At 69.5% G+C, this 24,653-nt stretch carries 19 protein-coding genes; 7 read left to right on the top strand and 12 right to left on the bottom strand.

What is annotated here, in order from left to right:
- The gene (locus HUA78_RS42380; RefSeq protein ID WP_174478807.1) at window positions 1-2,379 is read right to left on the bottom strand and encodes an FdhF/YdeP family oxidoreductase; all 2,379 of its coding nucleotides are present in this window, start codon (window positions 2,377-2,379) and stop codon (window positions 1-3) included.
- A 511-nt stretch (window positions 2,380-2,890) separates the two neighbouring features.
- On the opposite strand from HUA78_RS42380, the gene HUA78_RS42375 reads away from it, so the two are divergent.
- From HUA78_RS42375 to HUA78_RS42355, 5 genes are all read left to right on the top strand, one after another.
- Complete coding sequence (locus tag HUA78_RS42375) at window positions 2,891-3,814, top strand: BON domain-containing protein (protein WP_174456794.1); 924 nt, start codon at window positions 2,891-2,893, stop codon at window positions 3,812-3,814.
- Window positions 3,815-3,985: 171 nt separating this feature from the next.
- The gene (gene hutU / locus HUA78_RS42370) at window positions 3,986-5,641 is read left to right on the top strand and encodes a urocanate hydratase (protein ID WP_174462479.1); all 1,656 of its coding nucleotides are present in this window, start codon (window positions 3,986-3,988) and stop codon (window positions 5,639-5,641) included.
- A gap of 14 nt (window positions 5,642-5,655) precedes the next feature.
- Complete coding sequence (locus tag HUA78_RS42365) at window positions 5,656-6,396, top strand: hypothetical protein (protein WP_174456795.1); 741 nt, start codon at window positions 5,656-5,658, stop codon at window positions 6,394-6,396.
- 4 nt (window positions 6,397-6,400) lie between these two features.
- A complete protein-coding gene (gene hutI / locus HUA78_RS42360) occupies window positions 6,401-7,666 on the top strand; it encodes an imidazolonepropionase (RefSeq protein WP_174478806.1) in 1,266 nt (421 codons plus the stop codon).
- 88 nt (window positions 7,667-7,754) lie between these two features.
- On the top strand, window positions 7,755-8,612 hold the full coding sequence (locus HUA78_RS42355; RefSeq protein WP_174456797.1) for a class II glutamine amidotransferase: 858 nt from the start codon (window positions 7,755-7,757) through the stop codon (window positions 8,610-8,612).
- A 3-nt stretch (window positions 8,613-8,615) separates the two neighbouring features.
- On the opposite strand, the gene HUA78_RS42350 is transcribed toward HUA78_RS42355, so the two are convergent.
- From HUA78_RS42350 to tilS, 9 genes are all read right to left on the bottom strand, one after another.
- On the bottom strand, window positions 8,616-9,956 hold the full coding sequence (locus HUA78_RS42350; protein ID WP_174478805.1) for a hypothetical protein: 1,341 nt from the start codon (window positions 9,954-9,956) through the stop codon (window positions 8,616-8,618).
- A 63-nt stretch (window positions 9,957-10,019) separates the two neighbouring features.
- Window positions 10,020-10,499 carry a tRNA (adenosine(37)-N6)-threonylcarbamoyltransferase complex ATPase subunit type 1 TsaE gene (tsaE, locus tag HUA78_RS42345; RefSeq protein ID WP_174478804.1) on the bottom strand — a complete coding sequence of 160 codons (480 nt, stop codon included), beginning with the start codon at window positions 10,497-10,499 and terminating at the stop codon, window positions 10,020-10,022.
- Complete coding sequence (locus tag HUA78_RS42340) at window positions 10,496-12,031, bottom strand: NAD(P)H-hydrate dehydratase (RefSeq protein WP_174478803.1); 1,536 nt, start codon at window positions 12,029-12,031, stop codon at window positions 10,496-10,498. The genes tsaE and HUA78_RS42340 overlap by 4 nt, the downstream gene beginning before the upstream one ends.
- Before the next feature lie 4 nt (window positions 12,032-12,035).
- Window positions 12,036-12,416: a holo-ACP synthase gene (gene acpS, locus HUA78_RS42335; protein WP_174478802.1), complete on the bottom strand. Its 381-nt coding sequence runs from the start codon at window positions 12,414-12,416 to the stop codon at window positions 12,036-12,038.
- A gap of 6 nt (window positions 12,417-12,422) precedes the next feature.
- Entirely contained in the window at window positions 12,423-13,148 is a 726-nt protein-coding gene (locus HUA78_RS42330; RefSeq protein WP_141646196.1) for a pyridoxine 5'-phosphate synthase, read from the bottom strand.
- A 108-nt stretch (window positions 13,149-13,256) separates the two neighbouring features.
- Window positions 13,257-14,651 (bottom strand): phosphoglucosamine mutase, encoded by a 1,395-nt coding sequence (glmM, locus tag HUA78_RS42325; protein WP_141646197.1) that lies wholly within the window; start codon window positions 14,649-14,651, stop codon window positions 13,257-13,259.
- Window positions 14,652-14,879: 228 nt separating this feature from the next.
- Window positions 14,880-16,118: a dihydropteroate synthase gene (gene folP, locus HUA78_RS42320; protein ID WP_174478801.1), complete on the bottom strand. Its 1,239-nt coding sequence runs from the start codon at window positions 16,116-16,118 to the stop codon at window positions 14,880-14,882.
- Window positions 16,119-16,261: 143 nt separating this feature from the next.
- On the bottom strand, window positions 16,262-18,178 hold the full coding sequence (gene ftsH, locus HUA78_RS42315) for an ATP-dependent zinc metalloprotease FtsH (RefSeq protein WP_141646199.1): 1,917 nt from the start codon (window positions 18,176-18,178) through the stop codon (window positions 16,262-16,264).
- Between the two features lie 178 nt (window positions 18,179-18,356).
- Window positions 18,357-19,718, bottom strand: coding sequence for a tRNA lysidine(34) synthetase TilS (gene tilS / locus HUA78_RS42310; protein WP_174478800.1), 1,362 nt, complete (start codon window positions 19,716-19,718; stop codon window positions 18,357-18,359).
- 453 nt (window positions 19,719-20,171) lie between these two features.
- Between tilS and HUA78_RS42305 the strand changes: the two genes are divergently transcribed.
- Both HUA78_RS42305 and HUA78_RS42300 read left to right on the top strand, forming a co-directional pair.
- A complete protein-coding gene (locus HUA78_RS42305) occupies window positions 20,172-20,375 on the top strand; it encodes a TIGR04563 family protein (RefSeq protein WP_015350409.1) in 204 nt (67 codons plus the stop codon).
- Between the two features lie 7 nt (window positions 20,376-20,382).
- Window positions 20,383-20,670, top strand: coding sequence for a TIGR04563 family protein (locus HUA78_RS42300; protein ID WP_141646610.1), 288 nt, complete (start codon window positions 20,383-20,385; stop codon window positions 20,668-20,670).
- 27 nt (window positions 20,671-20,697) lie between these two features.
- On the opposite strand, the gene HUA78_RS42295 is transcribed toward HUA78_RS42300, so the two are convergent.
- Window positions 20,698-21,537 (bottom strand): 5'-nucleotidase C-terminal domain-containing protein, encoded by an 840-nt coding sequence (locus HUA78_RS42295; protein ID WP_141646611.1) that lies wholly within the window; start codon window positions 21,535-21,537, stop codon window positions 20,698-20,700.
- Window positions 21,537-24,554, bottom strand: a complete 3,018-nt coding sequence (locus HUA78_RS42290) for a TonB-dependent siderophore receptor (protein ID WP_174456804.1) — start codon at window positions 24,552-24,554, stop codon at window positions 21,537-21,539. The genes HUA78_RS42295 and HUA78_RS42290 overlap by 1 nt, the downstream gene beginning before the upstream one ends.
- Window positions 24,555-24,653: the final 99 nt, after the last annotated feature.

Genomic DNA, 24,653 nt, shown 5'->3' with positions numbered 1-24,653 from the left:
TCATGAAGTCGAACCCTCGACCAGGGCCGGCGCGTCCACGGACGGCGCCACGGTGATGACCACGGACTTCGAAGCAGGCGTGCGACTCTTCTCAGCGAAGCTGTCCACCGGCACCAGCACGTTCGTCTCGGGGAAGTACGTCGCCGCGCACCGACGCGGGATGTTGTACGGCACCACCACGAACCTCCGGGCCACGCGAGTCTCTCCCTGGAAGTGGCTCGTCAAGTCCACCACCTGGCCCTCGGAGAGGCTTCGCTCCTGGATATCCTTCGGGTTCATCAGCACCACGCGCCGACCTCCCCGAATGCCACGGTAGCGGTCATCCAATCCATACACCGTGGTGTTGAACTGGTCATGTGTCCGCAGCGTCATCATCAGCAACTGCCCGGGCTCCAGCTCCTCGCGAGGCATGGAGTGCACCGTGAAGTGCGCCTTGCCGCTCGCGGTGGTGAAACGTCCCTCGCGAGGCCCATTCGGCAGGAAGAACCCTCCGGGCTCGCGCACACGACGATTGAAGTCACCAAAGCCCGGGATGACTCGAGCGATCATGTCCCGGACACGGTCGTAGTCCTCCACCATCGACCGCCACGGCACCTTCGAGCGCGAGCCCAGCACCGCCTCGGCCAGCCGCGCGACGATGTCCGGCTCACTGAGCAGGTGCTCTGACGCCGGAGCCACCGCGCCGCGCGTGGCATGCACCACGCCCATCGAGTTCTCCACCGTGACGAACTGCGCCCCACCCGCCTGCACGTCCCACTCGGTACGCCCCAGGCACGGGAGGATGAGCGCCCTGCGCCCATGCACCAGATGCGCGCGGTTGAGCTTGGTGGAGACATGCACGGTGAGCCGGGTGCGCCGCAAGGCCCGCGCCGTGAGTTCCGTGTCCGGCGTGGCCGACAGGAAGTTGCCGCCCATCGCGAAGAACACCCGGACCCGGCCCTCGTGCATGCCGTGGATGGTGTCCACCACGTCCAGGCCATGGTGGCGCGGAGGCTCAAAGTCGAGTTCCCGGGCCAGCGCGTCCAGGAACTCGGCCTTCGGCCGCTCCCAGATGCCCATGGTGCGGTCCCCCTGCACGTTGCTGTGGCCGCGCACCGGGCAGACACCCGCGCCGGGCTTGCCAATGCTGCCCCGCAGCAACGTGAGGTTGACGATCTCCTGGATGTTGGCGACCGCGTTGCGGTGCTGGGTGAGCCCCATGGCCCAGCAGAAGATGATGCGCTCGGAGCGGGCGAGCAGCTCCGCCGCGTCGAGAATCCGCGCGCGCGGCACACCGCTGCGCTCCACCACGTCGGCCCAGCTCACTTCAGCGAGGTGGGCCGCGTACGCCTCGAACCCGAGCGTCCTGTCCTCGATGAACGAGCGCGCCAACACCGTGCCGGGCTTCAGCGCCTCCAAATCCAACAGCGCCTTGCCCAGTCCCTGAAGCAGCGCCACATCCCCGTTGATGCGGACCTGGAGGAACTGGGTGTTGAGCGCCGTACCCGGACCGAGGAGCTGGAACACCTCCTGCGGGTGCTTGAAGCGATTGAGCCCCGTCTCCGGCAGCGGGTTGATGCTGACGATTTCGCAGCCCCGGCGCGCGGCGGCCTGGAGCGTGGTGAGCATGCGCGGGTGGTTGGTGCCCGGGTTCTGCCCGATGACGAAGATGGCCTGCGCCTGGTCGAAGTCCTCCAGCGTGACGGTGCCCTTGCCAATGCCGAGCGTCTCGCTGAGCGCCGTGCCACTCGACTCGTGACACATGTTCGAGCAGTCCGGCAGGTTGTTCGTGCCGAACTGCCTCACGAACAGCTGGTACAGGAACGCGGCCTCGTTGCTGGTGCGCCCCGACGTGTAGAAACACGCGGCGTCCGGCGTCTCCAGCGCGTGGAGCTCCTCGGCGACGAGCGCGAAGGCGTCCTCCCACGAGATGGGCGTGTAGTGCGTGGCCCCCTCGCGCAGCATCATCGGGTGCGTGAGTCGTCCCTGCTTGCCCAGCCAGAAATCGGACTGGGCACACAGCTCCGCCACGCTCCACTGCCGGAAGAAGTCGGGCGTCACGCGCTCCGTCGTGCCCTCTTCCGCCACCGCCTTGGCGCCGTTCTCACAGAACTCCGCCACGGAGCGATGTCCCGGGTCCGGCCACGCGCACCCCGGACAGTCGAAGCCGTCCTTCTGGTTGACCTTGAGCAGCAGGCGCGTGCCACGCACGGCCCCCATCTCGCCCCACGCATGCTTCATCGTGGAGATGACGGCGGGAATACCGCCCGCGACCCCAGACAAGGGGCCCACCAGGGGAGCCCGCGGCTCCTCGGGCGGCTGAACGGGAGGAAGCAGCGGCGTCAGCGCCGAGGCGGGTGCGCCCTGCGTCTCCTCGTCGTCCCGCTGTGCTTCGGCCATGCCCCGCCCTCCAGATGCCATGCGGACGATTGCCCGACCGTGGCGCGCGCGAGTCTACCCCTCCCGGGCCTCGCGGGTATGTCTGCTCGAAGCGTCCCCTCTCGTTGTCCTCATTCCCGCCCGGCCCGTGCCTGGACGGCCGACAGGGCGAGGCTGCGTTGCCAGCGATGCACACGGTCAAAACCCTCTGGAGACAGGGCCCACGGGCGAGCCGATACGCAAGGAGACGCACGACATGAGCAGGCGCCATGAGGACTCCGGCAGGCGAGGCGGAGAGCGACACGGTCGGGGGGCCTCCCACGAGGACCATGAGGGGAGGCGCCATTCGGGCAGGGGGCCGGACGAGCACGGGAGGCACACGGAAGGGGCCGACCCACGAGGCCCACCCCGCCACGAACACCACGAGCACCACCCGAGACCCGGCCGGGACTCCCACCGCTCGGACTGGGATGCGCGCCGAGACTACGAGCACCCGTCGAGGGACTTCGCTCGCGACAGCAGCTACCGCACGATGCGGGGCGACCGCGACACGCTCGACTACGAAATCGACCGGGACTTCGGTGACGCCGCGCGGGAGCTGGACAAGGCCCGGGAGTACGGCCGGGATTATGACCGCGAGCACGAGCTGGACCGTCGTGCCCGACTTCTCGACCCCGAGCGGATCGCCCGGCGGCCGGGGTACAGCCCCAGCGGCGTCTTCCGCGACCTTGGTGAAGGTGACCCTCGCATCGGGCGGGGCGACGAGCGCCTCCGACGAAGGGGCCCCTCCGAGGAAGGGGGCCGACAGGGTCCGCGCGGCGCGCCCGCTGGAGCACATCGTCAGGGCGCCGTTGGGCATGGACATTCGCGCTACGGCCTGCGCGGCTCCGATTCATGGGACGAGCCCGAGGCCTGGATGGATGAGCTGCGGGAGCTGGGGCCTCGCGACAGGCCGGCGGAAGCGGACGTGCGACAGGGCGGCACCCAGCCTTCGGGCCATGGGCCGGGCATCGAGAACATGGCCCCGCCCCAGCAGGGCTTCTCCACCAGCATGTCGCGCGGAGACGACCACGACATGGGCCACGGCGGCTTCCTCGGCGGTGGCTACCGACCTCGTGCCCCGTCACGCCCCACGGGGCGCGGCCCGCGCGGCTACCAGCGCGGCGACGACCGCATCCGCGCGGACATCTGCGACCACCTGATGCGCGCATGGATGGACTCCGCCGACGTGGACGTCCAGGTGGAAGCCGGCGTGGTGACCCTGCTTGGCCGCGTGCGAGGTCGCGACGAGAAACGCGCCATCGAGGACGTCGCCGAAGCGGTACTCGGCGTGAAGGAGGTCCTCAACCACCTGCGCCTCCACCGAAGCGAGGGGGCGTCGCACCCACCCGCGTCACGGGCGCCGCTCGACGCACCAGCGCAGGACCCGGAGGAGGACGGCTCGTTGCACTCCTGAGTCGAGTCTCGGCCCCGCGCGTCATGAATCCGGCCCCGTCCCACCCGGGACGGGATTTTCCAGGCCTCCATCGGACACTGTGGCGTCGGGCCTCACGGTGCTGTCCCCGCGCCGCGCGGGTTCGGCTAGTGTGCCGGGCCTTTCCGCCAGCCACACCTCAGGAGCCTGTTCATGTCCCGCGTCATCCGCGCCCCCCGTGGTTCCACCCTCTCGTGCAAGGGTTGGGTCCAGGAGGCCGCGCTCCGGATGTTGATGAACAACCTCGACCCGGATGTCGCCGAGCGCCCCGAGGACCTCGTCGTCTACGGCGGCACCGGCAAGGCCGCCCGCGACTGGCCGTCCTTCGACCGCATCGTCTCCAGCCTGCAGAGCCTCTCCGATGAGGAGACGCTGCTCGTCCAGTCCGGCAAGCCCGTGGGCATCTTCCGCACGCACCCGGATGCGCCGCGCGTGCTCATCGCCAACTCCAACCTCGTGGGCCGCTGGGCCAACTGGGAGCACTTCCACGAGCTGGAGAAGAAGGGCTTGATGATGTACGGCCAGATGACGGCCGGCTCGTGGATCTACATCGGCACCCAGGGAATCCTCCAGGGCACCTACGAGACGTTCGCCGCCGCGGGCCGCTTCCACTACGGCACCGAGGACCTGGCTGGCCGGCTCATCCTCTCCGGAGGACTGGGAGGCATGGGCGGCGCGCAGCCGCTGGCCGCCACCATGAACAACGCCGTGTTCCTCGGCGTGGAGATCGACCCGTGGCGCGCCCAGCGTCGCGTGGAGACGCGCTACCTGGACGTGGTGGCCAGGGACCTCGACGAGGCGCTGGCCCTCGCGAAGGACGCGCAGCAGAAGCGCGTGGGCCGCTCCATCGGCATCATCGGCAACGCGGCCTCGGTGTTCCGCGAGCTGTACCGCCGGGGCATCAAGCCGGACCTCGTCACGGACCAGACGAGCGCGCACGACCCGCTCCACGGCTACATCCCCACGGACCTGTCCCTGGAGGCCGCGGCCGAGCTGCGCACCCGGGACCCCGAGGGCTACGTGCGCCGCGCGCGCGAGTCGATGATTCAGCACGTGGAGGCGATGAACGACTTCCAGCGCGCCGGCAGCCACGTGTTCGACTACGGCAACAACCTGCGCGGACAGGCGCAGCTCGGCGGCATGGAGAACGCCTTCGAGTTCCCCGGCTTCGTGCCCGCGTACATCCGCCCGCTGTTCTGCGAGGGCATGGGCCCGTTCCGCTGGGTGGCGCTGTCCGGAGACCCGGAGGACATCCGCCGCACGGACCGCGCGGTGCGCGAGCTGTTCCCGCAGAAGGCGTCGCTCCAGCGCTGGCTGACCATGGCGGAAGAGCGCGTGGCGTTCCAGGGCCTGCCGGCGCGCATCTGCTGGCTGGGCTACGGAGAGCGCGCGAAGGCGGGCCTCGCGTTCAACGAACTGGTGCGCAAGGGCGAGGTGAAGGGGCCCATCGTCATCGGGAGAGACCACCTGGACTGCGGCTCGGTGGCGTCGCCCAATCGCGAGACGGAGGCGATGAAGGACGGCACGGACGCGGTGGCGGACTGGCCCATCCTCAACGCGCTGGTGAACGCGGTGAATGGCGCGTCGTGGGTGTCCTTCCATCACGGCGGCGGCGTGGGCATGGGGTACTCGATGCACGCCGGACAGGTCATCGTCGCGGACGGGACGGCGGAGGCCGCGCGCCGCATCGAGCGCGTGCTCACCAGCGACCCCGGCATGGGCGTGCTGCGCCACGCGGACGCTGGCTACCCGGAGGCCATCGAGGTGGCCAAGGAGCGCGGCGTGAAGATTCCGGGCATCACCGTGTAGCCTCCGGAGTCGCCATGCCCCACCCCGCGCGCCTGAGCGTCGTCCTTCCCCTGGCCCTTGCTCTCGGAGTGCTCGCGGGGTGTGCCCCGACGGCCATCGGACCCATGGTCATGCGCCTGGGTCCGGGGGCCGCGGAGCAGCGCATCCTCCAGGCAGGCATCCGCAGCGGCCCCCGGCTCAGCGCGCCCATCGCCGGCACGCAAGGGGTCGTCAGCGTCGACGAGCGCTTCCGGGGAGACGACGCGAGCTTCTCCACGCAGCAGTGGGGACTCGCGTTCGATGCCGCGATGACGTGGCCCCTCACGGAGCGGCTGCACCTGCACACCGGCATCCAGGGCGAGATGTTCCTGCCCCTGCCCGTGCCGGGCTACGGAGTGTACGCGGGCGCGTCGTATTACCTCGGCTCGGAGCAACTGGGCGTGGCGCCCTCGTTCGCGCTGCGAGGGGCGTCCGACTTCGGCATCACCTCCAGCAAGGGCGGGCCGGGCAGCATGGCCGGCGCGGAGGCGACGTGTGCCTTCAGCTTCTCGCCGGAGCCGGGCGTGTCCGTGGGATTGGTGCCCTTCGTCGCGGTGCACACGCTCGCTTCGCATGGCACGAGCCAGGGCTCCTTGTATTACGGCGGAGTGGTCGCCGCCCGCTTCACGTGGAGGTGGTTGGACACGCTGGAGCTGTCCGGCGGTTTCGGCCGGGCGAAGGTTGGCAACAGCGCGAGCTGGAACGTCCCCATCGTGGGCGTACGCGGAGGTCGTTGACGCAATGGATGCGCTGGAGCTGCTGGTCCGCAACACGTCCGAGGTCCTCACCCTGGAAGGCACGCACCGCGAGCGCGCGGAGACAGCGCTCACGCCGAAGCCAGGCGCCTGCGTGGGCGTGCGCGAAGGCCGCATCGCCTTCGTGGGCCCGGAGTCGGAGCTGCCCTCGGGGGCCGTGAGTTCGAGCACGGTGGTGCTGGATGCCGAGGGAGGCTTCGTGGGCCCCGGCTTCGTGGACCCGCACACGCACCTCGTCTTCGCGGGAGAGCGCTCCGCCGAGTTCGACCTGCGCAACCAGGGCGCCACGTACCTCGAAATCGCCAAGGCCGGCGGCGGCATCGTGAGCACCGTGCGCGCCACACGCGCCGCCAGCGAGGACGAGCTGGTGCGCCTGGCCCTGCCCCGCGTCCAGCGACTCCTGGAGCAGGGCGTGACGGTGGCCGAGGTGAAGAGCGGCTACGGGCTCGACGTGGAGAACGAGCTGAAGATGCTGCGCGCGGTGCGCAGGCTCGGCGCGCTGACGCCCGTGGAGTTGGTGCCCACGCTGCTGTGCGCGCACGCCATCCCCCAGGAATACCGCGAGCGCCGCGAGGACTACGTCCGCCTCTGCATCGAGGAGATTCTTCCCGCCGTCGCCCGAGAGGACCTGGCGCGCTTCTGCGACGTCTTCGTCGAGGACAGCGCCTTCACCGTGGACGAGGCCCGCCGCATCCTCACCACCGGCCGCGCGCTGGGACTCGTGCCGCGTCTTCACGCCGACCAGCTCACCGCCCGAGGCGCCTCCGAACTCGCCGCGGAGCTGGGCGCCGCCACCGCCGACCACCTGGAGCAGGTCACCGACGCCGGCATGCGCGCCCTCGCCGACGCCAACGTCACCGCCGTGCTCGTGCCCACCTCCACCCTCTTCCTGCGCATGCGCCCCTACGCGCCCGGACGCCGACTCCGCGACGCGGGACTCAACATCGCTTTGGGCACCAACGTGAATCCGGGTTCGGCCATGAGTGAAAACACGGCCTTGGCGCTGGGACTGGCGTGCCTGGAGAACGGGCTGAGCGCGGCGGAGGCCTACTGGGCCGCCACGCGCGGCGCCGCGCTCTCATTGGGACTGCAACGACATGGTCGGCTGGCCGTGGGTGATGCAGGCGACCTGGTGCTGTTCAGTTGTGCGTCTTTCCGCCATCTGCCCTACCATTTAGGCGTAGGGCACGCGCGCACGGTCGTGAAGGCCGGGCGCGTCGTGGTGAGGCAGGAGCTGAATTCCTGCGGGTGAAGCGACGTCGTCTGGTGACACGTGCGTCGCACGGGAGGGCAAGAGAGCTTCCCGTCGGGGCCGGCCGTTATAAGTACCAACTGCAGCCATGTGCCGACTTTTTGGATTTCGTTCTTCAGTGCCTTCCGCCGTCCACCCTTCGTTGGTGACGGAGAAGAACTCGCTGCTCATCCAGTCGCGCGAGCACAAGGATGGGTGGGGAATCGCCGCGTACGGTGCGGAGGCGCTACCGCTGGTGGCCCACGGTGTGGGGCCCGCGCACAGTGACCCTGACTTCGAGCGGGTGAGCAGCCGTGTGTCCTCACACACGGTGGTGGCACACATCCGGCTCGCGTCGGTGGGCGCGGTGGAGCTGCGCAACTCCCACCCCTTCCAGCATGGCCGGTGGACCTTCGTCCACAACGGCACGGTGCGGGAGTTCGCGAAGCACAGCGCCGAAATCGAAGCCCTCATCTGTCCCACGTTGCGCGCGGGCATCCAGGGCACCACGGACAGCGAGCGCTGCTTCTACGTCTTCCTGACCCGACTGGCCGCCCGGCATCCCATCGCCCATCCGGTCCCCGTGGAGGGCGTCGCCCGGGCGCTCGCGGAGACGATGAGCCTGGTGTCCGCCATCACCGACGAGCCGCAGGTGCAGCCTCGCTCGGCGATGAACTTCCTCGTCACCGACGGCGAGGTGATGGTGGCTTCGCGGCGCAACCGGACGCTCTTCGTGTCCACCGGTGGGGCTCGCTGCACCACGGGCGCCCTGCCCGAGGTGGGCACGCGGCTGGAGCAGCTCATCGTCTCGAGCGAGTCGCTGTGCGGCGGGCCGTACTGGACGCCCGTGGGCGAGGAGGACGTCATCGGCGTGGACGCCGGCCTCGTCTTCCATCGATGGAGCGTGCCGGAGCTGGCGGGGGATTTTCAGCCCCCCACGCCGGGCCCCACGCGCCACGCGGCCTGAACGTCAGGGCACCACGGGAGGCTGAAGCTCGCGCAGCGCGGGCACCAGCTTCTCGCGGATGGCCACGACGCGCTCGAACAGCCAGAAGCCGAAGGGCTGGATCTGCTCGGGCGCCGTGGGCTCCTCGGGGAGCTCGGGCTCGTTCTCGTTGAAGCGGTGGATGCCGTACTCCCCTTCAGGCGTCTGGGAGCGCCGGTCGAAGAGGAAGCTCGCGCCGTCGTGCCAGCCTCCGTGGAAGACGAGGGACTGCGCGAGGCCTGGCACCGGCTCGTCCAGGTTCTCCGCCAGCTCCTTCACGTTGTACTCGTTGGCGTTGATTTCGAGCACGCACGACCCACCACCGCTGACGTTGCCACTCAGGTGCGTCGTCACGTTGCTCGGTGCCATCGACACCCACGTCGCGGTGCCGTAGCGGCGCGTGAAGTAGTCGAAGGAGGAACCCGCTGCTTCGACGGCCTCGGGCTTCGTCCATCGCCCGAAGCGCTTCTCCTGCATGGAGCGGAAGAACTCGCTGCCGTACCCCATGCGCTCGAGCCGAGCCCGGTCCTGGGTTGGGTCGATGAGTTCGACGACGAAGTGGCCCACCGGAAGCTTGTGGTGCAGTTCGGTGAGGAGGGCCACCGCGGCGTCCACAGCCTCGTGCGCCGTCGTGGGCCGGGCCACGGACGACAGCTCCACCCACGGCGATTGAGATGGGGGCGCGGGGTTCTCTTCCCGCGCGGGGGGCGTCGAGCACGTGAAGGCGGACAGGCCCTCCTGCTCCAGGTTGAAGAGCCGCTGCTCCGCCGCGACGAGCGCCTCTTCGCGCGTCGCGAACGGAGTGCGCTCCTCTTGAGAGGTCTTCTCCAGCCCCGCGACGCGCACGGAGACCGTGTGGAGCACCACCCCGTCGACGCTCACCGTCTCGGAGCGAACCAGGCCCGGCTGCGTGACGCGCAGTTCGCGCCGCACCAGCCTGTTGGAGGACACGTTCCATCCCAGGCCGGAGTGGAAGCCGAGACGGCCATAGTGGAGCACCAGGGCGTCGACGTCGGACAAGCGCACGCGCGACTGAGTCACGCGTCCGCCCAGCATTCCTCGCGTACAGATGGCTCCGTCCTCGTAGAGCGCGACCTCCACGAAGAGGCCCTCGAGCCGCGACACGAGGAAGTGCCGCTGGCGCGCGACGGACGGCGCGGGCATCGCGTTGAACTCGAGCAGGGTCTCCCGAGTCCACACCTGGAGCCGGTTCTCGCTGTCGTAGAACCAGCACTCCTCGGGCACGTCCCACACTCGCACCCGGTCTCCGGGCGCGATGGGCCGGCCGCGATTGAGTTCACGTATCGCCGAGTAGCTGCGCGCCATGCTCCCACTCCTCCAACGTGAGGCCCTCGTGGGCCTGAAGTCGATGCGTCGCCCGGCGAGGGCTCAGGGCAACCACGCCGTCAGCAGCGCCACCGAGCGGACACCGTAAGCCTCCGCCTTGAGTGAGCGCGCGTCCCCGCCCGCGTGGGCCAGGGTGACACGCAGGTGCTCGGTGGGCGCCGCCTCCGGCACGCGATCCAACCACTCCACCAGCACCGCGCCCTCCCCTCCGACCAGGTCCATGAAGCCCGTGGCGTAGAGGTCGTCGTAGCCCGTCAGTCGGTACAGGTCCGCGTGGTAGAGCGGAATCCTTCCCGAGTACGGATACACAATCGCGAACGTGGGGCTGGCCACCTCGGAGCGAGGCACATGCGCACCCTCGGCGACTCCGCGCACCAGGTGCGTCTTGCCCGCGCCCAGGTCACCAATCAGCCCCACGAAGTCGCCCGGCTCCAGAAGCCCGCCGAGCCGCACGCCGAGCCGATGCGTCTCCTCGGGTGAAGCCAGCAACAGGGTCCGCGTCACCAACTCTCCGTCACTCATCGACCCCACCTCACCCACAGCTCGCAGAGGCCCTGCTCGATGAGGTCCCCGGCCACCAGGCCTAGCTGTCCACGTCGAGCCGCGGCCAGGTCTCCCGCCAGCCCATGCGCGTACACCGCCGTCCAGATGGCGTCGGGCAGAGCAATCGCCTGAGCCAGCAGGGCTCCACACACACCGGACAGCACGTCACCGGAGCCGCCCGTGGCCATGCCCGGGTTGCCCGTGGTGTTGATGAAGACGCGTCCGTCCGAGTGCGCCGTCAACGTCCGGTCACCCTTGAGCACCACCGTCACGCCGAGTCCCGAAGCGAGTCGACTCACGACCTCCAGTCTCTGGGACTGGACCTCCCGGGTCGACTTGCCTGTCAGCCGGGCCATCTCCCCCGGATGCGGCGTGAGGACCACCGGCCCCTTCGCGCGGCGCAGCACGGACAGGTCATCCGCCACGGCGTTCAAGGCGTCCGCATCCAGGACCGCCGGAATCTCCAGGCGCGACAGGAGCTCGCCAATCAGCGCGCCCGTCCCAGGCCCGCGTGGAATTCCCGGCCCCATCACGAGCGCATCCTTGCCCTCGGCGGCGGCGAGCAGCGCGTCCAGGTCCCCCATGCCCAGAGGCCCCGCGGCCTCCAGCGGGATGCCCATGATTTCAGCCGAGTGCGACTGCACGGCCTCCAGCGCATCGCTCCGCGTGGCCACGGTGACGAGTCCCGCGCCGCTGCGCAGCGCCGCCTTCGACACCAGGGCCGCGGCGCCCGTCTTGCCCCGGCTGCCCGCGACGACCAGGACATGGCCGTACGTGCCCTTGTGCGTGTCCGCCTTGCGCACCGGCAGGGTGTCGCGCGCGTCGGACTCCTCGACCACGAAAAGCTCGGCGCCGGATACCTCGCGAGCGGACGCGCCGCCCATGCCGATGTCCACCCGCCGCACGCGTCCGCACAGCGTCGCGCCGGGCTCCAGCACCTGCCCTGGCTTGAGGAAGCCGAAGGCCACCGTGGCGTCCGCCTCCACGCAGGGAGAGAAGGACTCGCCCGTGTCGCTCTGGAGGCCGGACGGCACATCCGCCGCGACGACCCTGGCTCCCGCGCGCCGCCAGCGCTGGATGGCGGAGATGGCCTCCGCGAACGCCCCCGCGGGTGCCCGACTCAGTCCCGTTCCGAAGAGCGCGTCCACCACCACGTCCCCCGCGCCCGGCGGCTCCAGCGACTCCAGGGCGCGCGACACACCGCCGAAACCTCGCAGCGCCTCCAGGTTGCGCTTCGCCTCGGGCGTCAGCTTCGCGGCGTCTCCCACCAGCGACACCGACACCTTCGCGCCCCCTTCCATCAGGAAGCGCGCCGCCACCAGGCCATCCCCACCGTTGTTGCCCGGCCCGCACACCACCACGAAGCGGCCACCAGGCCCGGCCAGCTCGCGAGCCACCTCCGCGAGCCCCCGCCCCGCGTTCTCCATCAGCAGCGCGGAGGGCATGCCGTGGCGCTGCTCGGCGGCCTCTTCGGCCTGACGCATCTGGGCGGCGGTGAGGACGCGCAACATGGGTTCAAGCCCCTTTCGACTGGAGGACCACCGTGGCGGCGGCCACGTCGGCATCGTGGGTGAGCGCGAGGAACGCCTCCAACCCCCGCGCCTCCATCACTTCGAGCGCCACGCCAGAGAGGGCGAAATACGGCGCCCCTCCGTCGCGGCGCACTTCCATGTCCTTCCAGCGGATGCCCGGAGGCGCGCCCAGCGCCTTCACCAGCGCCTCCTTCGCCGCGAAGCGCGCGGCATAGGCACTGGCGGCGTCATGGCGCTGGCCACACAGGGCGCGCTCCGCCTCGGTGTAGACGCGGTTCAGGAACGGCTCCGCGCGAGGCCCGTCCATGATGCGCTGGATGCGAGAGATGGAGCAGATGTCCAGGCCCAGGCCCCGGATTCCCATGGCGCGCTATCCCGGGTTGCGCATCAGGTCGAGCATCTCCCGCACCGCGCGGTCGAAGCCCACCAGCACGGCGCGCGCGACGATGGCATGGCCGATGTTCAGCTCGTCGATTTCGGTGATGCGGGCGATGGGCTGCACGTTGTCGTAGTTGAGCCCGTGGCCCGCGGCCACGCCCATCCCCAGCTTCGTGCCCGCCTTGGCCGCATCGACGATGCGCGCCAGCTCCCGCGCGCGCTCCTTCTCGTTGCGCGCCTCGCAGTAGCGTCCGGTGTGCAGCTCGATGCGGTCCGCGTTCACCTTGTGCGACGCGCGCACCTGGTCCAGGTCCGGGTCGATGAACAGCGAGACAGTGATTTCGCCGTCCTTGAGGTTCTTGATGATCTTCGCGACGTGCTCGCGCTGACCGGCGACCTCCAGGCCGCCCTCCGTCGTCAGCTCCTCGCGGCGCTCCGGCACCAGCGTCACCACGTCCGGCTTGTGCTCGTAGGCGATCTTCACCATCTCCGTGGTGGCCGCCATCTCGAGGTTCAGCAGGGTCTGCGTCGTCTCACGCAGGATGCGCAAGTCGCGGTCCTGGATGTGGCGCCGGTCCTCACGCAGATGGATGGTGATTTGCTGCGCGCCGGCCAGCTCCGCCATGGCCGCGGCCGTCACGGGGTCCGGATAAGTGGTGCGCCGCGCCTGCCGCAGCGTCGCCACATGGTCCACGTTGACACCCAGTCGCTGTCCCATCGACCGCACCTCGCTTGATGCGCGGTCCCGGGATTGTCGGGGGCCCCGGCACGCGCTGGCCCCTCTAATCGCGGCCAGCGTCCGGAAGTCAACCGTCGTGAACGACGACTAGCGATTGCACGCCTTGGACAGGGCCTCGGCGATGTCCTTCGCGTAGGCCTCGTTGCGCGTGGCGTCCTCGCCTTCAATGAGGACCCGGACCTTGGGCTCGGTACCGGAGAAGCGCACGAGCACACGGCCGGAGTTGCCGAGCTTCTGCTCCACGGATTTGATGATTTTCATCACCTCCGGCATCTCGCCCAGCTCCTTCTTCTGCTTCACCACCACGTTGACCAGTGTCTGCGGCACCGGCTCGAAGATGGAGGCCAGCTCGCTCAGGGGCTTGCCCGCGCGGCACATCACCGCGAGGAGCTGGAGCGCCGCCAGCGTGCCGTCACCCGTCGTCGTGTGGTCCAGGAAGATAAGGTGGCCGCTCTGCTCGCCGCCCAGGTTGTAGCCGTTGCGGCGCATCTCCTCGACGACGTAGCGGTCACCCACGCGCGTGCGAGCCACCTTCACGCCCCAGCGCGCCACCGCCCGCTCCAGGCCGATGTTGCTCATCACCGTGGAGACCAGGACCTTCTTCTTGAGCTGCTTGCGAGCCATCAGCTCGCCGGTGCAGATGGCCATGATGGCGTCGCCATCCACGACCTTGCCCTTCTCATCCACGACGATGAGCCGGTCGGCGTCGCCGTCCAGCGCGATGCCCAGGTGGGCGCCGTGCTTGATGACCGAGCGCGCCAGGTTCTCCGGGAACAGCGCGCCACACTTGTGGTTGATGTTCTTGCCGTCCGGCGACACGCCCAGGGTGATGACCTTGGCGCCCAGCTCCTCCAGCACCGCGGGCGCCGTCTTGTAGGCCGCGCCGTTGGCGCAGTCGACGACGATGGTCAGCCCCTCCAGCGTCAGCTCGCGGGGGAAGGTCGCCTTGAGGAACACGATGTAGCGGCCCCGCGCGTCCTCCATGCGGAACGCCCGGCCAATCTTCGTCGCGGTGGGGCGGATGGAGTCGATGGCGCCCGTGGAGAGCAGCTCTTCAATCTTGCCCTCCGTTTCGTCCGGCAGCTTGAACCCGTCGCGCCAGAAGAACTTGATGCCGTTGTCCTCGTACGGATTGTGGGACGCGGAGATGACGGCGCCGGCGTCGGCGCGCATGGACGTGGTGAGGTTGGAGATGCCCGGCGTCGGCAGCGGACCGACGAGCTCCACGTCGACGCCCATGGACGTCAGGCCCGCGGCGAGCGCCTGCTCCAGCATGTAACCGGACAACCGCGTGTCCTTGCCCACGATGACGCGGTGCCGGTGCGGCCCGTTGCGGATGAGGAACGCGAGTGCCCGCCCGAGCTGCATCGCCACTTCCGCTGTCATCGGGTAGACGTTCGCCTTTCCGCGAACCCCGTCCGTACCGAACAGCTTCTGTGTCGTGCGCTCCTCCTTCGGAGGCATGTTCATCCTGTACGCCATGGTGCCGCTCCACCTTTCCCACGCCGGGCCTGTGCCGGTCGCTCGACGTCGGGGCTTATACCCCGCCCACCGCCGGGGCTCGAAGGTAGGGCCCCAACGCCTCCCTGGCAACGGCCCGGCCTTGCAGGCTCTATCACCCCTGAACAACGGTGCGAAAACGATACCAGGACCCACCCGCGGGGCCCACACCACGAGGGCCACGCCGCGTGGCCCCTCGTCCACGCACGCTCACCGTCCGAGCAGGGTGCCTCCATCACGGGCGGACCGGATGGCATCGGCGACCACGAGCGCATCACGCGCCTCGGCCACGTCGTGGACGCGGACGACATCCGCGCCACCCAACACTGCCATCGCCGCCACGGAGCCCAGTGTCGCCGCGAGCCGCTCGCCCGCCGGCTTGCCGCCCGTCAGCGCCCCCAGGAAGCCCTTGCGACTGGTGCCCACCAGCAGGGGCAGGCCCGACACGCGCAGCTCCCCCAGACGCCGCAGCAGATAGAGGTTGTGGTCGAACGTCTTGCCGAAGCCAATGCCAGGGTCCAGCAGGATGCGCTCGCGAGCGACGCCCGCCGAGGTCGCCAGCCGCACCGAGTCGTCGAGGAAGTCGAGCACCTCGTCCATCAGGTCCTCGTAGCGCGGAGCCTGCTGCATGGTGTCCGGGGTCCCCTGGATGTGCATCAGGCAACAGGCGGCGTTGGACTCGGCCACGGCGCGGGCCAGCTCCGGGTCCGAGCGAAAGCCGGTGATGTCGTTGACCAGATGCACGCCCGCCTTCAACGCCGCGCGCGCCACCTCGGCCTTCGTGGTGTCCACCGAGAGGGGCACGGAGGTGCGAGCGCGAAGTCCCTCGATGACCGGCAGCACGCGGGCCACCTCCTGCTCGGCGGTGACGGCCTGGGAGCCGGGGCGCGTGGACTCACCGCCCACGTCCAGCAGGTCCGCGCCCGCCTCCGCCAGGGCGAGTCCATGCGCGATGGCCGCCTCCGCGCTCAGGTAGCGGCCCCCATCCGAGAAGCTGTCCGGCGTCACGTTGACCACGCCCATGACGTAGGTGCGCGAGCCCCACTCGAACGTGCGATCCCCCAGCACCATCGACCCGGGCAACTTCCCAGCATCCAGGCCGCGCTCCAGCGCGCTCGCCAGCTCCGCGAGCACGCCGCCCTCGCCACGCGCCAGAGCCATGAGCCGCTCGAACTGCTCGCGACGGCCCGACAGCAGCCCCACGCCGGGACGTGAGCGCACGTCACCGGAGACCCACGAAGGATGCTCCTCGCGGCCAGGCACGAGGGCCCGCTCGGGGAGCGAGTGGAGGAAGCTGCCCACGTCCCTCGTCAGGCCGGTGAGCAGGAGCTGCGCGTGCGGCAGCTTCTCCAGCAGGTACTCGCGCGCGGGCGTGGGCAGGCCCATGCGCCGGAAGGCCAGCGTCAGGTCCTCTGCGCGGTCGGCGCTGATGGGGCGGGCACGAATCATGGGAAGTGACTCCAGGGCACCGCGCCACCCTACCCCGTGAGCCACGCGCCTGGCCGCTGGAAGCAAACCCGAGCGCGGCCCGCAAAGCAGAAGGCCCTCCCCGACAGCGGGAAGGGCCTTCGTCACTTCGGACAGCGTCGAGACTACGCCTTGTTCGGCTCCATCTTCGGCAGCCCATCCAGGGCGTCGAGGATCTTCCGCTTGTCCTTCTTCTCCGTCGCCTTCGGGGGCGCATTCACGCGCGGGGGCGGGCGCTCACGGGTGAGCTGACCACCCTGCAGGAGGATGTTCACGTCCTCGGCGTCCAGCGTCTCGTACTCCACCAGGGCGTCGGAGACGCGGTGGAGCGCGTCCAGGTTCGCCGTCAGCAGGCCCTTGCCGCGCTCGTAGCAGCCCACCACGATGGCGCGAACCTCGGAGTCGATCTCCCGCGCGGTGTCCTCGGAGTAGTCCTTGGACGAGTTGAAGTCGCGGCCCAGGAACACCTCGCCGTCACTCTTGCCGAACGCCAGGGGCCCCAGCTTCTCGCTCATGCCCCAGCGGCACACCATGGCGCGCGCCGTCTCGGTGGCCCGCTCGATGTCGTTCGCCGCGCCGCTGCTCATCTCGTTGAAGAGCAGCTCCTCGGCGATGCGGCCACCCATGGCCATGGCGATCTGGTCCAGCATCTGCTTCTTGTACCCGTTGACCTTGTCCTCGGTGGGAAGGCTCCAGGTGACGCCGAGGGCCTGACCGCGCGGGATGATGGTGACCTTGTGGAGCGGGTCGCACCCCGGCAGCAGCTTGGCGAGCAGCGCGTGCCCCGCCTCATGCACCGCGGTGTTCTTCTTCTCCTTCTCGGTCATGATCATCGACCGGCGCTCCGGGCCCATGAAGACCTTGTCCTTGGCGGCCTCGAAGTCGCTCAGGTCCACGCGCTCCTTGTTCTGCCGCGCGGCCATCAGCGCCGACTCGTTCACCAGGTTCTCCAGGTCCGCGCCCGTCATGCCCGGCGTACCGCGAGCGATGACCTCCAGGTCCACTTCCGGAGCCAGCGGCACGCGGCGGGTGTGCACCTTCAGCACGCCCAGGCGGCCCTTCAGGTCGGGACGCGGAACCACGATGCGGCGGTCGAAGCGACCCGGACGCTGCAGCGCGGGATCCAACACGTCCGGACGGTTCGTCGCGGCAATCAGGATGACGCCGTCGTTGGACTCGAAGCCGTCCATCTCCACGAGGAGCTGGTTGAGCGTCTGCTCACGCTCGTCGTGCCCACCGCCCAGACCGGCGCCACGGTGACGACCCACGGCATCGATTTCGTCGATGAAGATGATGCAGGGGGCGTTCTTCTTGCCCTGCTCGAACAAGTCGCGGACTCGGCTGGCGCCGACGCCCACGAACATCTCCACGAAGTCCGAGCCGGAGATGGAGAAGAACGGCACGCCCGCCTCGCCGGCCACGGCCCGCGCGAGCAGCGTCTTGCCCGTTCCCGGGGGGCCCATCATCAGCACGCCCTTCGGGATGCGACCGCCCAGCTTGGTGAACTTCTTGGGGTCCTTCAGGAAGGCGACGATCTCCTCCAGCTCTTCCTTGCACTCGTCCACACCGGCCACATCCGCGAAGGTGACCTTGTTGTGGCTCTCGCTCAGGAGCTTGGCCTTCGACTTCCCGAAGGTCATCGCCTTGCCGCTGCCCCCCTGGAGCTGGCGCATGAAGAAGATGAAGAAGAGGAACAGGAAGACGACAGGCATCCACTGACCAAGGATGGTCAGCCAGAGGCTGTTCTGCTCCTCCCGCTCATACTTGACGTCCACTCCGTTGTTGCGGAGCTGGTTCAGCATGGCCGCGTCCGGCGCGGGGCCCGTCGTGCGGAACTTCTCGCTCGTGTCGACGAACTTGCCGGAGTAGGTGTTGCCCTTGACCGCCACTTCCTTGACCTTCTTCTCCTCCACCTTCGTCAGAAGCTGGGTGAAGGAGGGCTCCTGGACCTGGTCGTTGCCCTGGGAGAAGAAGTTGTAGAAGGCGACGAAGAGGACGATCAGGATGACCCAGAGCCCGATGGTCTTGTAAGTCGAACGCACGTGTCAGCTGCCCTTTCGGTACTCGGCGGGATGAGGGCCGCGCCGGGAGAAACCCAGCCTTTTCAGTCGTTTGCCCGACACCAGGCGAGCTCCCCTGTCGTCGGACCGTATCAGCAACAGCAAAACGCCCTCAACTATTTAGGGGCCGCGACCAACCCCCGACAACTCTCATTCCACTCTATAACGAAGGGGTCCGCTGAATGCTCGGACCCGGGGGTGTCGCCCACAGGTAGTGTCCGGAAACATCCGCCCTGCCGGGCGGAGGCATCCAGAGTCCCGGAAGCCACACCACTGTGCCCGAGGCGTCCAGCACCACCGGCCGCGAATCTCTCGACTCCGCGGGCACTCGAAGATCCACCAACACATCTTGAAGCCGGCGTTGTCCCGCGCTCATCCGGACCTTGTCCCCCGGCTTGCGTGTCCGCACGGTGAGCGGCCAGTTCACATCCCCCGCCAGCGCCAGCCCATGCACTCCCTCGGGAGGTGCGTGGTCCGCCACGCGGAACGCCCACCCCGTCCCCTCCAGCACGCCCGTGGCTCCCGCCCCCTCCAGACACAGCGTCGGCGAGGCTCGCGCGCCGGCGACCTGAGGCACGCAGCGCACCCGCCCTCCCGTCGCTCGCACCCTCGAGCCGCGCCCCACCGGCGCGGAGCCGCCCTGCTCCACAGCGCGCAGCACGCGCTCCACCGTCCCCGCATCCGTCACCACGTCATGCTCGGCCAGCAGCCGGGCGAGCACCCTGCGCCGCAGAGGAGGTTCCAGCGCGCGCACCGCCACCGCATCCAATCCTCCCTCCGACAGCCGCACGCGGTGCCAGGCCGCGTCCGCCAACTCGCTCAGCAGCGCTTCGTCCTCCGCGGCCAGCCGCGCGAATGAGGCCAGCCGCGCGTCCACCCGGAAGCCGGCCGCCCGGCTGAGCGCGGGCAAGGCGTCCGTTCGGACCCGCACCCGGAAGAAGGCCGGGTCGGCGTTCATCGCATCTGTCCAATACTCGACGCCCTGCTCGGCCAGAAAGTTCACCAGCTCCTCGCGCGTGCGCTCCAAGAGCGGCCGGACGAGCCCGGGACGCGCTTCGTGGATGCCCACCGCGCCTCGCGAGGACGTCCCCCGGGCCAGCCGCATCAGCAGCGTCTCCGCCTGGTCGGTGGCCGAGTGGGCTGTCGCCACCACCGACAACCCTCGCGCGAGCCGCACCTCCTCCAGCGCCGCGTACCGCGCATGCCTCGCGCGCGCCTCCACTCCCGCTCCAGACTTCAGCGCCAGTTCGCGGACATGACACTCCAGCCCCAGCCTCGCGGCGAGCGACGCCACGGCCCGCGTCTCCGCTCGGGACTCGGGGCGCAGGCCATGGTCCACCGTGGCGACTTCCACGCGCAGCCCCAGGCGCTCTCGCACGCTCGCCGTGCCGACGAGCAGGGCCACCGAATCCGCGCCTCCAGAGACGGCGCACAGCACGGAGCGGCCCTCCAACCCGAGGCGCGCGTACGCATCGAGCAGCGTCGTCGTCAGCAAACGTGTCGTGGGTCCAGTGCGTGACATCTGACAGGGGGAATGGAGTGTCGGGTAACAGGGTTACAGAGGCGCGTGCGGTTGAAGGCAGGGGGGCTGGTTCTTATGATCGTCACACCGGATGGGCGCGGACTCGGAAGAGGAAATATGCGCGGCCCCCGGAGTTGTTGAGGGGACGGTCGAATTTTCAAGGTGTTGGGCCTAGGGGTCCCCCCCCTCCCCCTCTGGGCCCACGGGTCCGCTGGGAGATCCACTCCCGGCGGTCCCTCTTTCCGAGACGCCCCGGTCCTCCTATCGCGAGGGCCGGGGCGTTTCCTTTTTCGCGCACAGTTGGATACGTCAGGCTTGACTGAACGTGCCCGGGCGAGGACCCAGCGAGCGCGGAATGAGTCCTCCGAAACCGTTGACCCTCTTGGGCGTCTGTCGGATAACGGCCCCGGTGTGTTCAGGTCGTCACCTCGAATCCGCCCCGGAGACTCAAGTATGGCAGGCACCGACAAGCGCAAGCAGTCGCTGTACTTCCCCGAGGAGATGCTGAAGGAGATTCAGGAGGAAGCGAATCGACAGGACCGCTCCCTCTCCTGGGTTGTCCAGCAGGCGTGGAAGATCGCCCGCGAGCGCATCAAGTCGTTCCCCGCCGTCAACGACGTGACTGGCGACGAGCGCCAGGACCCGCGCGAGGAGTAGCGCAGGCATGGCCACCACCGACCACCGCAAACAAAGCCTCTACTTCCCCGAGGACATGCTGGAGGAAATCCAGCGCGAGGCGACGAGGCAGGACCGCTCGCTCTCCTGGATTGTCCAGCAGGCGTGGAAGGTCGCGCGTGCGGAGATTCGGAGAATGCCGTCGGTCAACGACGTGCTCAGCTCGCCTCCTCCACCGCGTCCCGCCCCTGTCGTGGCGAGCCCGGCGGCGGCGGCGCCCGCGACCCCACCGAGCATGGTGGCGGCCGCTCCGAACCCGGACGAGCCCAAGTCCTGAAGGGCCCCGCGAGCGGCCCACCGGCACTCACCCGCCGGCGGGCCTCGCGGGCAGCGCGCAGTTCTCGAAGACGACGCGAGGCTCCTCGGAGAGCGCCTGGACGGGCGTGGGGTACTTCTCCCGCATGTACGCCGAGGCGATGTTCGCGTCGGTGCCGCCCAGCTTTCGCGCCTGCACCGGGTTCCGGTCAGGGTCCTGACCGGCATTGCCGAACACCGTGCCGTAGCCGTCGCCCCCCTCGAGCAGGAAGCTGGGCATGGCCACGCGATAGCGGATGCTCGCGTCGTCGCGAGGCGGCAGCGGAATCTGCTGCCCCCCCACTGTCAGCGCCCGCACCCGCTCGCCCTTGGGGCGTGAGCAGTCCACGCGAACCGACGTCCCCGCGGACACGTGGAGGAAGGCGCCGGAGGGCGAGGCGATGAGCTGTCCCTCCACGTACAGGGCGCCCACGCTGTTCTCCATCATCCCCACGACCTCGCGCTCGGTGAGGTCCACGGTGACGATGAGGTTCTCGAAGAGGATGACCTCGTGGAGTACGCCGTCGGTGAGCGGTCCCTTGCGCAGCGCCATGCGCGTGTAGCAGAGGCCCTCCGCGCGCAGCGAGCCGCCGTTGACGACGCCCAGTACGGCGGGCCGCACCGAGCCGTCCTCGGCATGAAGGAACGCATCGGCGACCAACTGCGCCAGCGCGTTGTTGTCATGCCGGGTGAAGGGCTTGTCGAGCTGGACGTCCTGGCCCAGGTAGCCGACGACGGCATCCGGGTCCGCGACGAGCGGCTGGCACGAGTCGTTGTAGGAGATGCACCCGGCGAGAGGCGACGCCAGGGCGCACGCGAGCGCGGCGATGATGGACTTGGGGAGCGGCATCAGAAGTGGGCCCTCACGGTGAGGTAGCCGGACATGCCCTCGCGAGGGAGGCTCCCGGTGACGCGGTCCGGGCGGGGAACATCGTCGCGAAGGTCATGGTCGAAGACGTTGTGCGCCACCAGCGACACCTCCCAGATGTCGGCGATGGGCTCGCTGCGAATCTGCGCGGTGATGAGGCTGTAGGCGGGAATCTTGTAGCGGCGGACCAGCTCCAGCACGGAGCGGCTGTTGTTGCGTCGCTCCGCGCCCGTGCGCACCACCACGTCGAAGTTCACCCACGCGCCAATGGGCATGGACACGCCCGCGTTGAAGCGGGCCTGCGGCGTATCCGTGAGCAGGCGCGACTGCGAGGGCAGCTCCATGTCCTGCGCGCGGGAGATGCTCGCGTTGAACCAGGCGTTGGCGCGCTTGGAGGCCTCCAGGCGAGCCTCACCCTCGATGCCGTACACGCGCACGCCCAGCTCGCGGTTGCGCAGCGGGACGATGTTGCCGGACGTGTCCACCGGGATGATGGGCGAGTCGAAGAGCTCCAGGTACGCGTTGGCGCGCAGCCGCACGCGGGCCTCTCCGGCGGACTGGATGAGGTCGGCGCCCAGTTCGAAGGTGTCCACCGTGGAGGGCTGCAGGCGCGGGTTTCCCTCGAAGCGGCCCTGGTTGTAGGTCGTGTCCGGGATGCGCTCCACGAGCTCCTGGAGCGTGGGCGCGCGGAACGCTCGGCCGTACAGGGCCTTGAGCACCAGGGCGTCCGTGGCGGAGAACACCAGGCCCACGCGGGGGTTGATGCTGGGCACGAAGCTGGTGCCGGTGATGGTGCCGGAGCCGTCCACGGTGGGCAGTTGCGTGGCGTCCACGCGCACGCCGAACGTGAGCGTCAGGGGGGTGATGACGGTCCACTGGTCCTGCGCGAAGAAGCCCACGATGAGCCGGCGTGACGCGGCGCCATCCGCGAGGCCCAGCAGGTCCGTGAGGCCCTCGGGCGCGGTGAAGCCTTCCGGGCGCACGCGCGCGTCCAGCGTGTAGTTGGTCTCGTAGTCGTAGTCGCCCAGCGACTGCTGCTCCACCACCGCGCCCAGCGACAGCCGGTTGTTGGCGGACAGGGAGATGTCCGCGTCCACTCCGCCGGTGATCGAACGCACGGAGATGCGCGTGCGCTCCCGCAGGCCCTTGTCGAAGAGCTGGTTGGCGTCCGGGCCCGTGCGGAAGTTCAGGGGGGTGATCTGGAAGAGGCGGTCGGTGGACTGCTGGTCGAACCCGGCCCGCGCGCGCAGCAGCACCGAGGACCCGATGGCGCGCTCCCATTGGAGGTCCGCCATGAGGACGTTCCACTTCAGCTCGGAGTCCTCGCCCACGGTGTCGAAGAGGCCCATCAGGGCGGTGCGGTTCTCGGTGAGGAAGCGCACCGAGGCCCCCAGGCGCCCCGCGTCTCCCATGGCGTAGGTGGCGCCACCGCCCAGGTTGAGGAGGAAGCGGTCATCCCGCGTCTTGCCCGCGGGGTCTTCCACCGCGCGAAGCCCCTGGGAGGTGGACTCGTCATCCAGGCCGTCGTGCTCGATGACGTTCGAGTCACCCGTCTGGTTCCACACGTCCGCGTCCGCGAAGAGGCGCAGGTCGCCGAAGGTCTCTCCCGCCGACGCATGCCCGTTGACGGTGATGGCCAGACGGTCATCCTTCTCCGGGAAGCCTCCGGCGGAGACGGCCGTGCGCACACCATCCGAGGTGTCGGTGACGATGTTCACCACGCCCAGGAAGGCTCCCGCGCCGTAGAGGGCGGAGCCCGGACCGCGGATGACCTCGATGCGCTCCAGGTTCTCCACCGGCAGGTTCATCAGCGCCTTGCCGTCGAAGAAGTTGTTGAGGCGATGGCCGTTGAGCAGGAACAGCACCTCGGCGTCATTGCGCAGGCCGCGCACCGCCGTGCGATGGAAGCCCTGCACGTCGCGGCTGATGGTGAGCCCGGGCACCACGTCCAGCACGTCGGCGACGGTGCGGGCACCCAGCGCGCTGATCTGCTCGCGGCCGAACGAGGCGGCGATGGCGGGCACCTTGCGGACCTTCTCCTCGTGGCGCGTGGCCAGGGCCAGGGTGTCCTCGGCGCTGTAGAGGGCCATGTCCTCTTCCAGCTCCGAGCGCGGCGGCACGACGACCGCGCTCTCGCGCGGCGAGGAGGACTCTCGCGAGGATGACGTGTCGCGCGTCGAGGACTCCCGGGAGGAGTCACGCGAGGCCACGGGCTCACGAATGGGTGCGTCGCGTGAAGTGCCAGCCTCTCGCGTGGGCGCGTCACGTGAGGTTCCAGCCTCGCGGGCGGTCGCGTCGCGGGAGGTCCCCGACTCACGCGGGGGCGCTTCTCGCGTCCCTCGAGTGGGCTCGCGTGAGGTGGTCGCGCTTCCTCGCGTCGGAGGCGGAGGCTCGCGCGACGTCGAGGGGGTGCGGGTGTCCCGCGACGACGCCTTCGGCGGCGGAACATCGGAGGGCAGGTCCGCGGTGAGGGCCGCCATCGAATCGTCGTCGGAGGTGCTGCTCGTGGGCGGCGGCGTCCGGGTGCGCTCGGGAGGTGGCGTCCGGGTGGACGGTCGCTCGTCGGCGGAGTTGGAAGGCGCCGGCTCCGGCGTCGCGGGCCGGCTCGCGGTCGCGGACACGTCGCCCGCCACGAACACGCGCGCGGGCCGCGCGGCCGTCTGGAAGATGGGGATGCGCTCACCGTCGGCGGTGAGGCCCTCGACGTAGTACTCGACGCCCGGCGGCACCATGTGCTCGGCGGGGATGACGCCGCGATAGAGGTCGCCGTACTGGCGCTCCATCAGCACGCGGGCGAACGGCTCGCCCGGGCCGCGGTAGCGGACGTACATCTCCAGGATGCGACCGCCTTCCACGAGCGTACCGTCCAGCCGCAGAGGCAGCTTGGGCTCGGCGCGGGTCGGTGCGGAGTGAAGAAGAGAAGGCTCCTCGGCACGGACAGGTACCGCCAGGAAGAGCACGAAGCTGAGGAGGGTCGCGCGCGCGAGTGTGTTCTTCAAGCTGAGGGGGATGGTCCATTGCCCCGATCCCCGAGTCAAGGAAGGGAGCCCCCGGGCCACTCGCCGCTGATTTTTTGCCGGGCCTTCAGGGCCGTGCGA

It is taken from the genome of Myxococcus sp. CA033, assembly GCF_013336625.1.
Taxonomy (GTDB): Bacteria; Myxococcota; Myxococcia; order Myxococcales; family Myxococcaceae; genus Myxococcus; species Myxococcus llanfairpwllgwyngyllgogerychwyrndrobwllllantysiliogogogochensis.
This window is presented reverse-complemented; position numbering and strand designations above follow the sequence as displayed.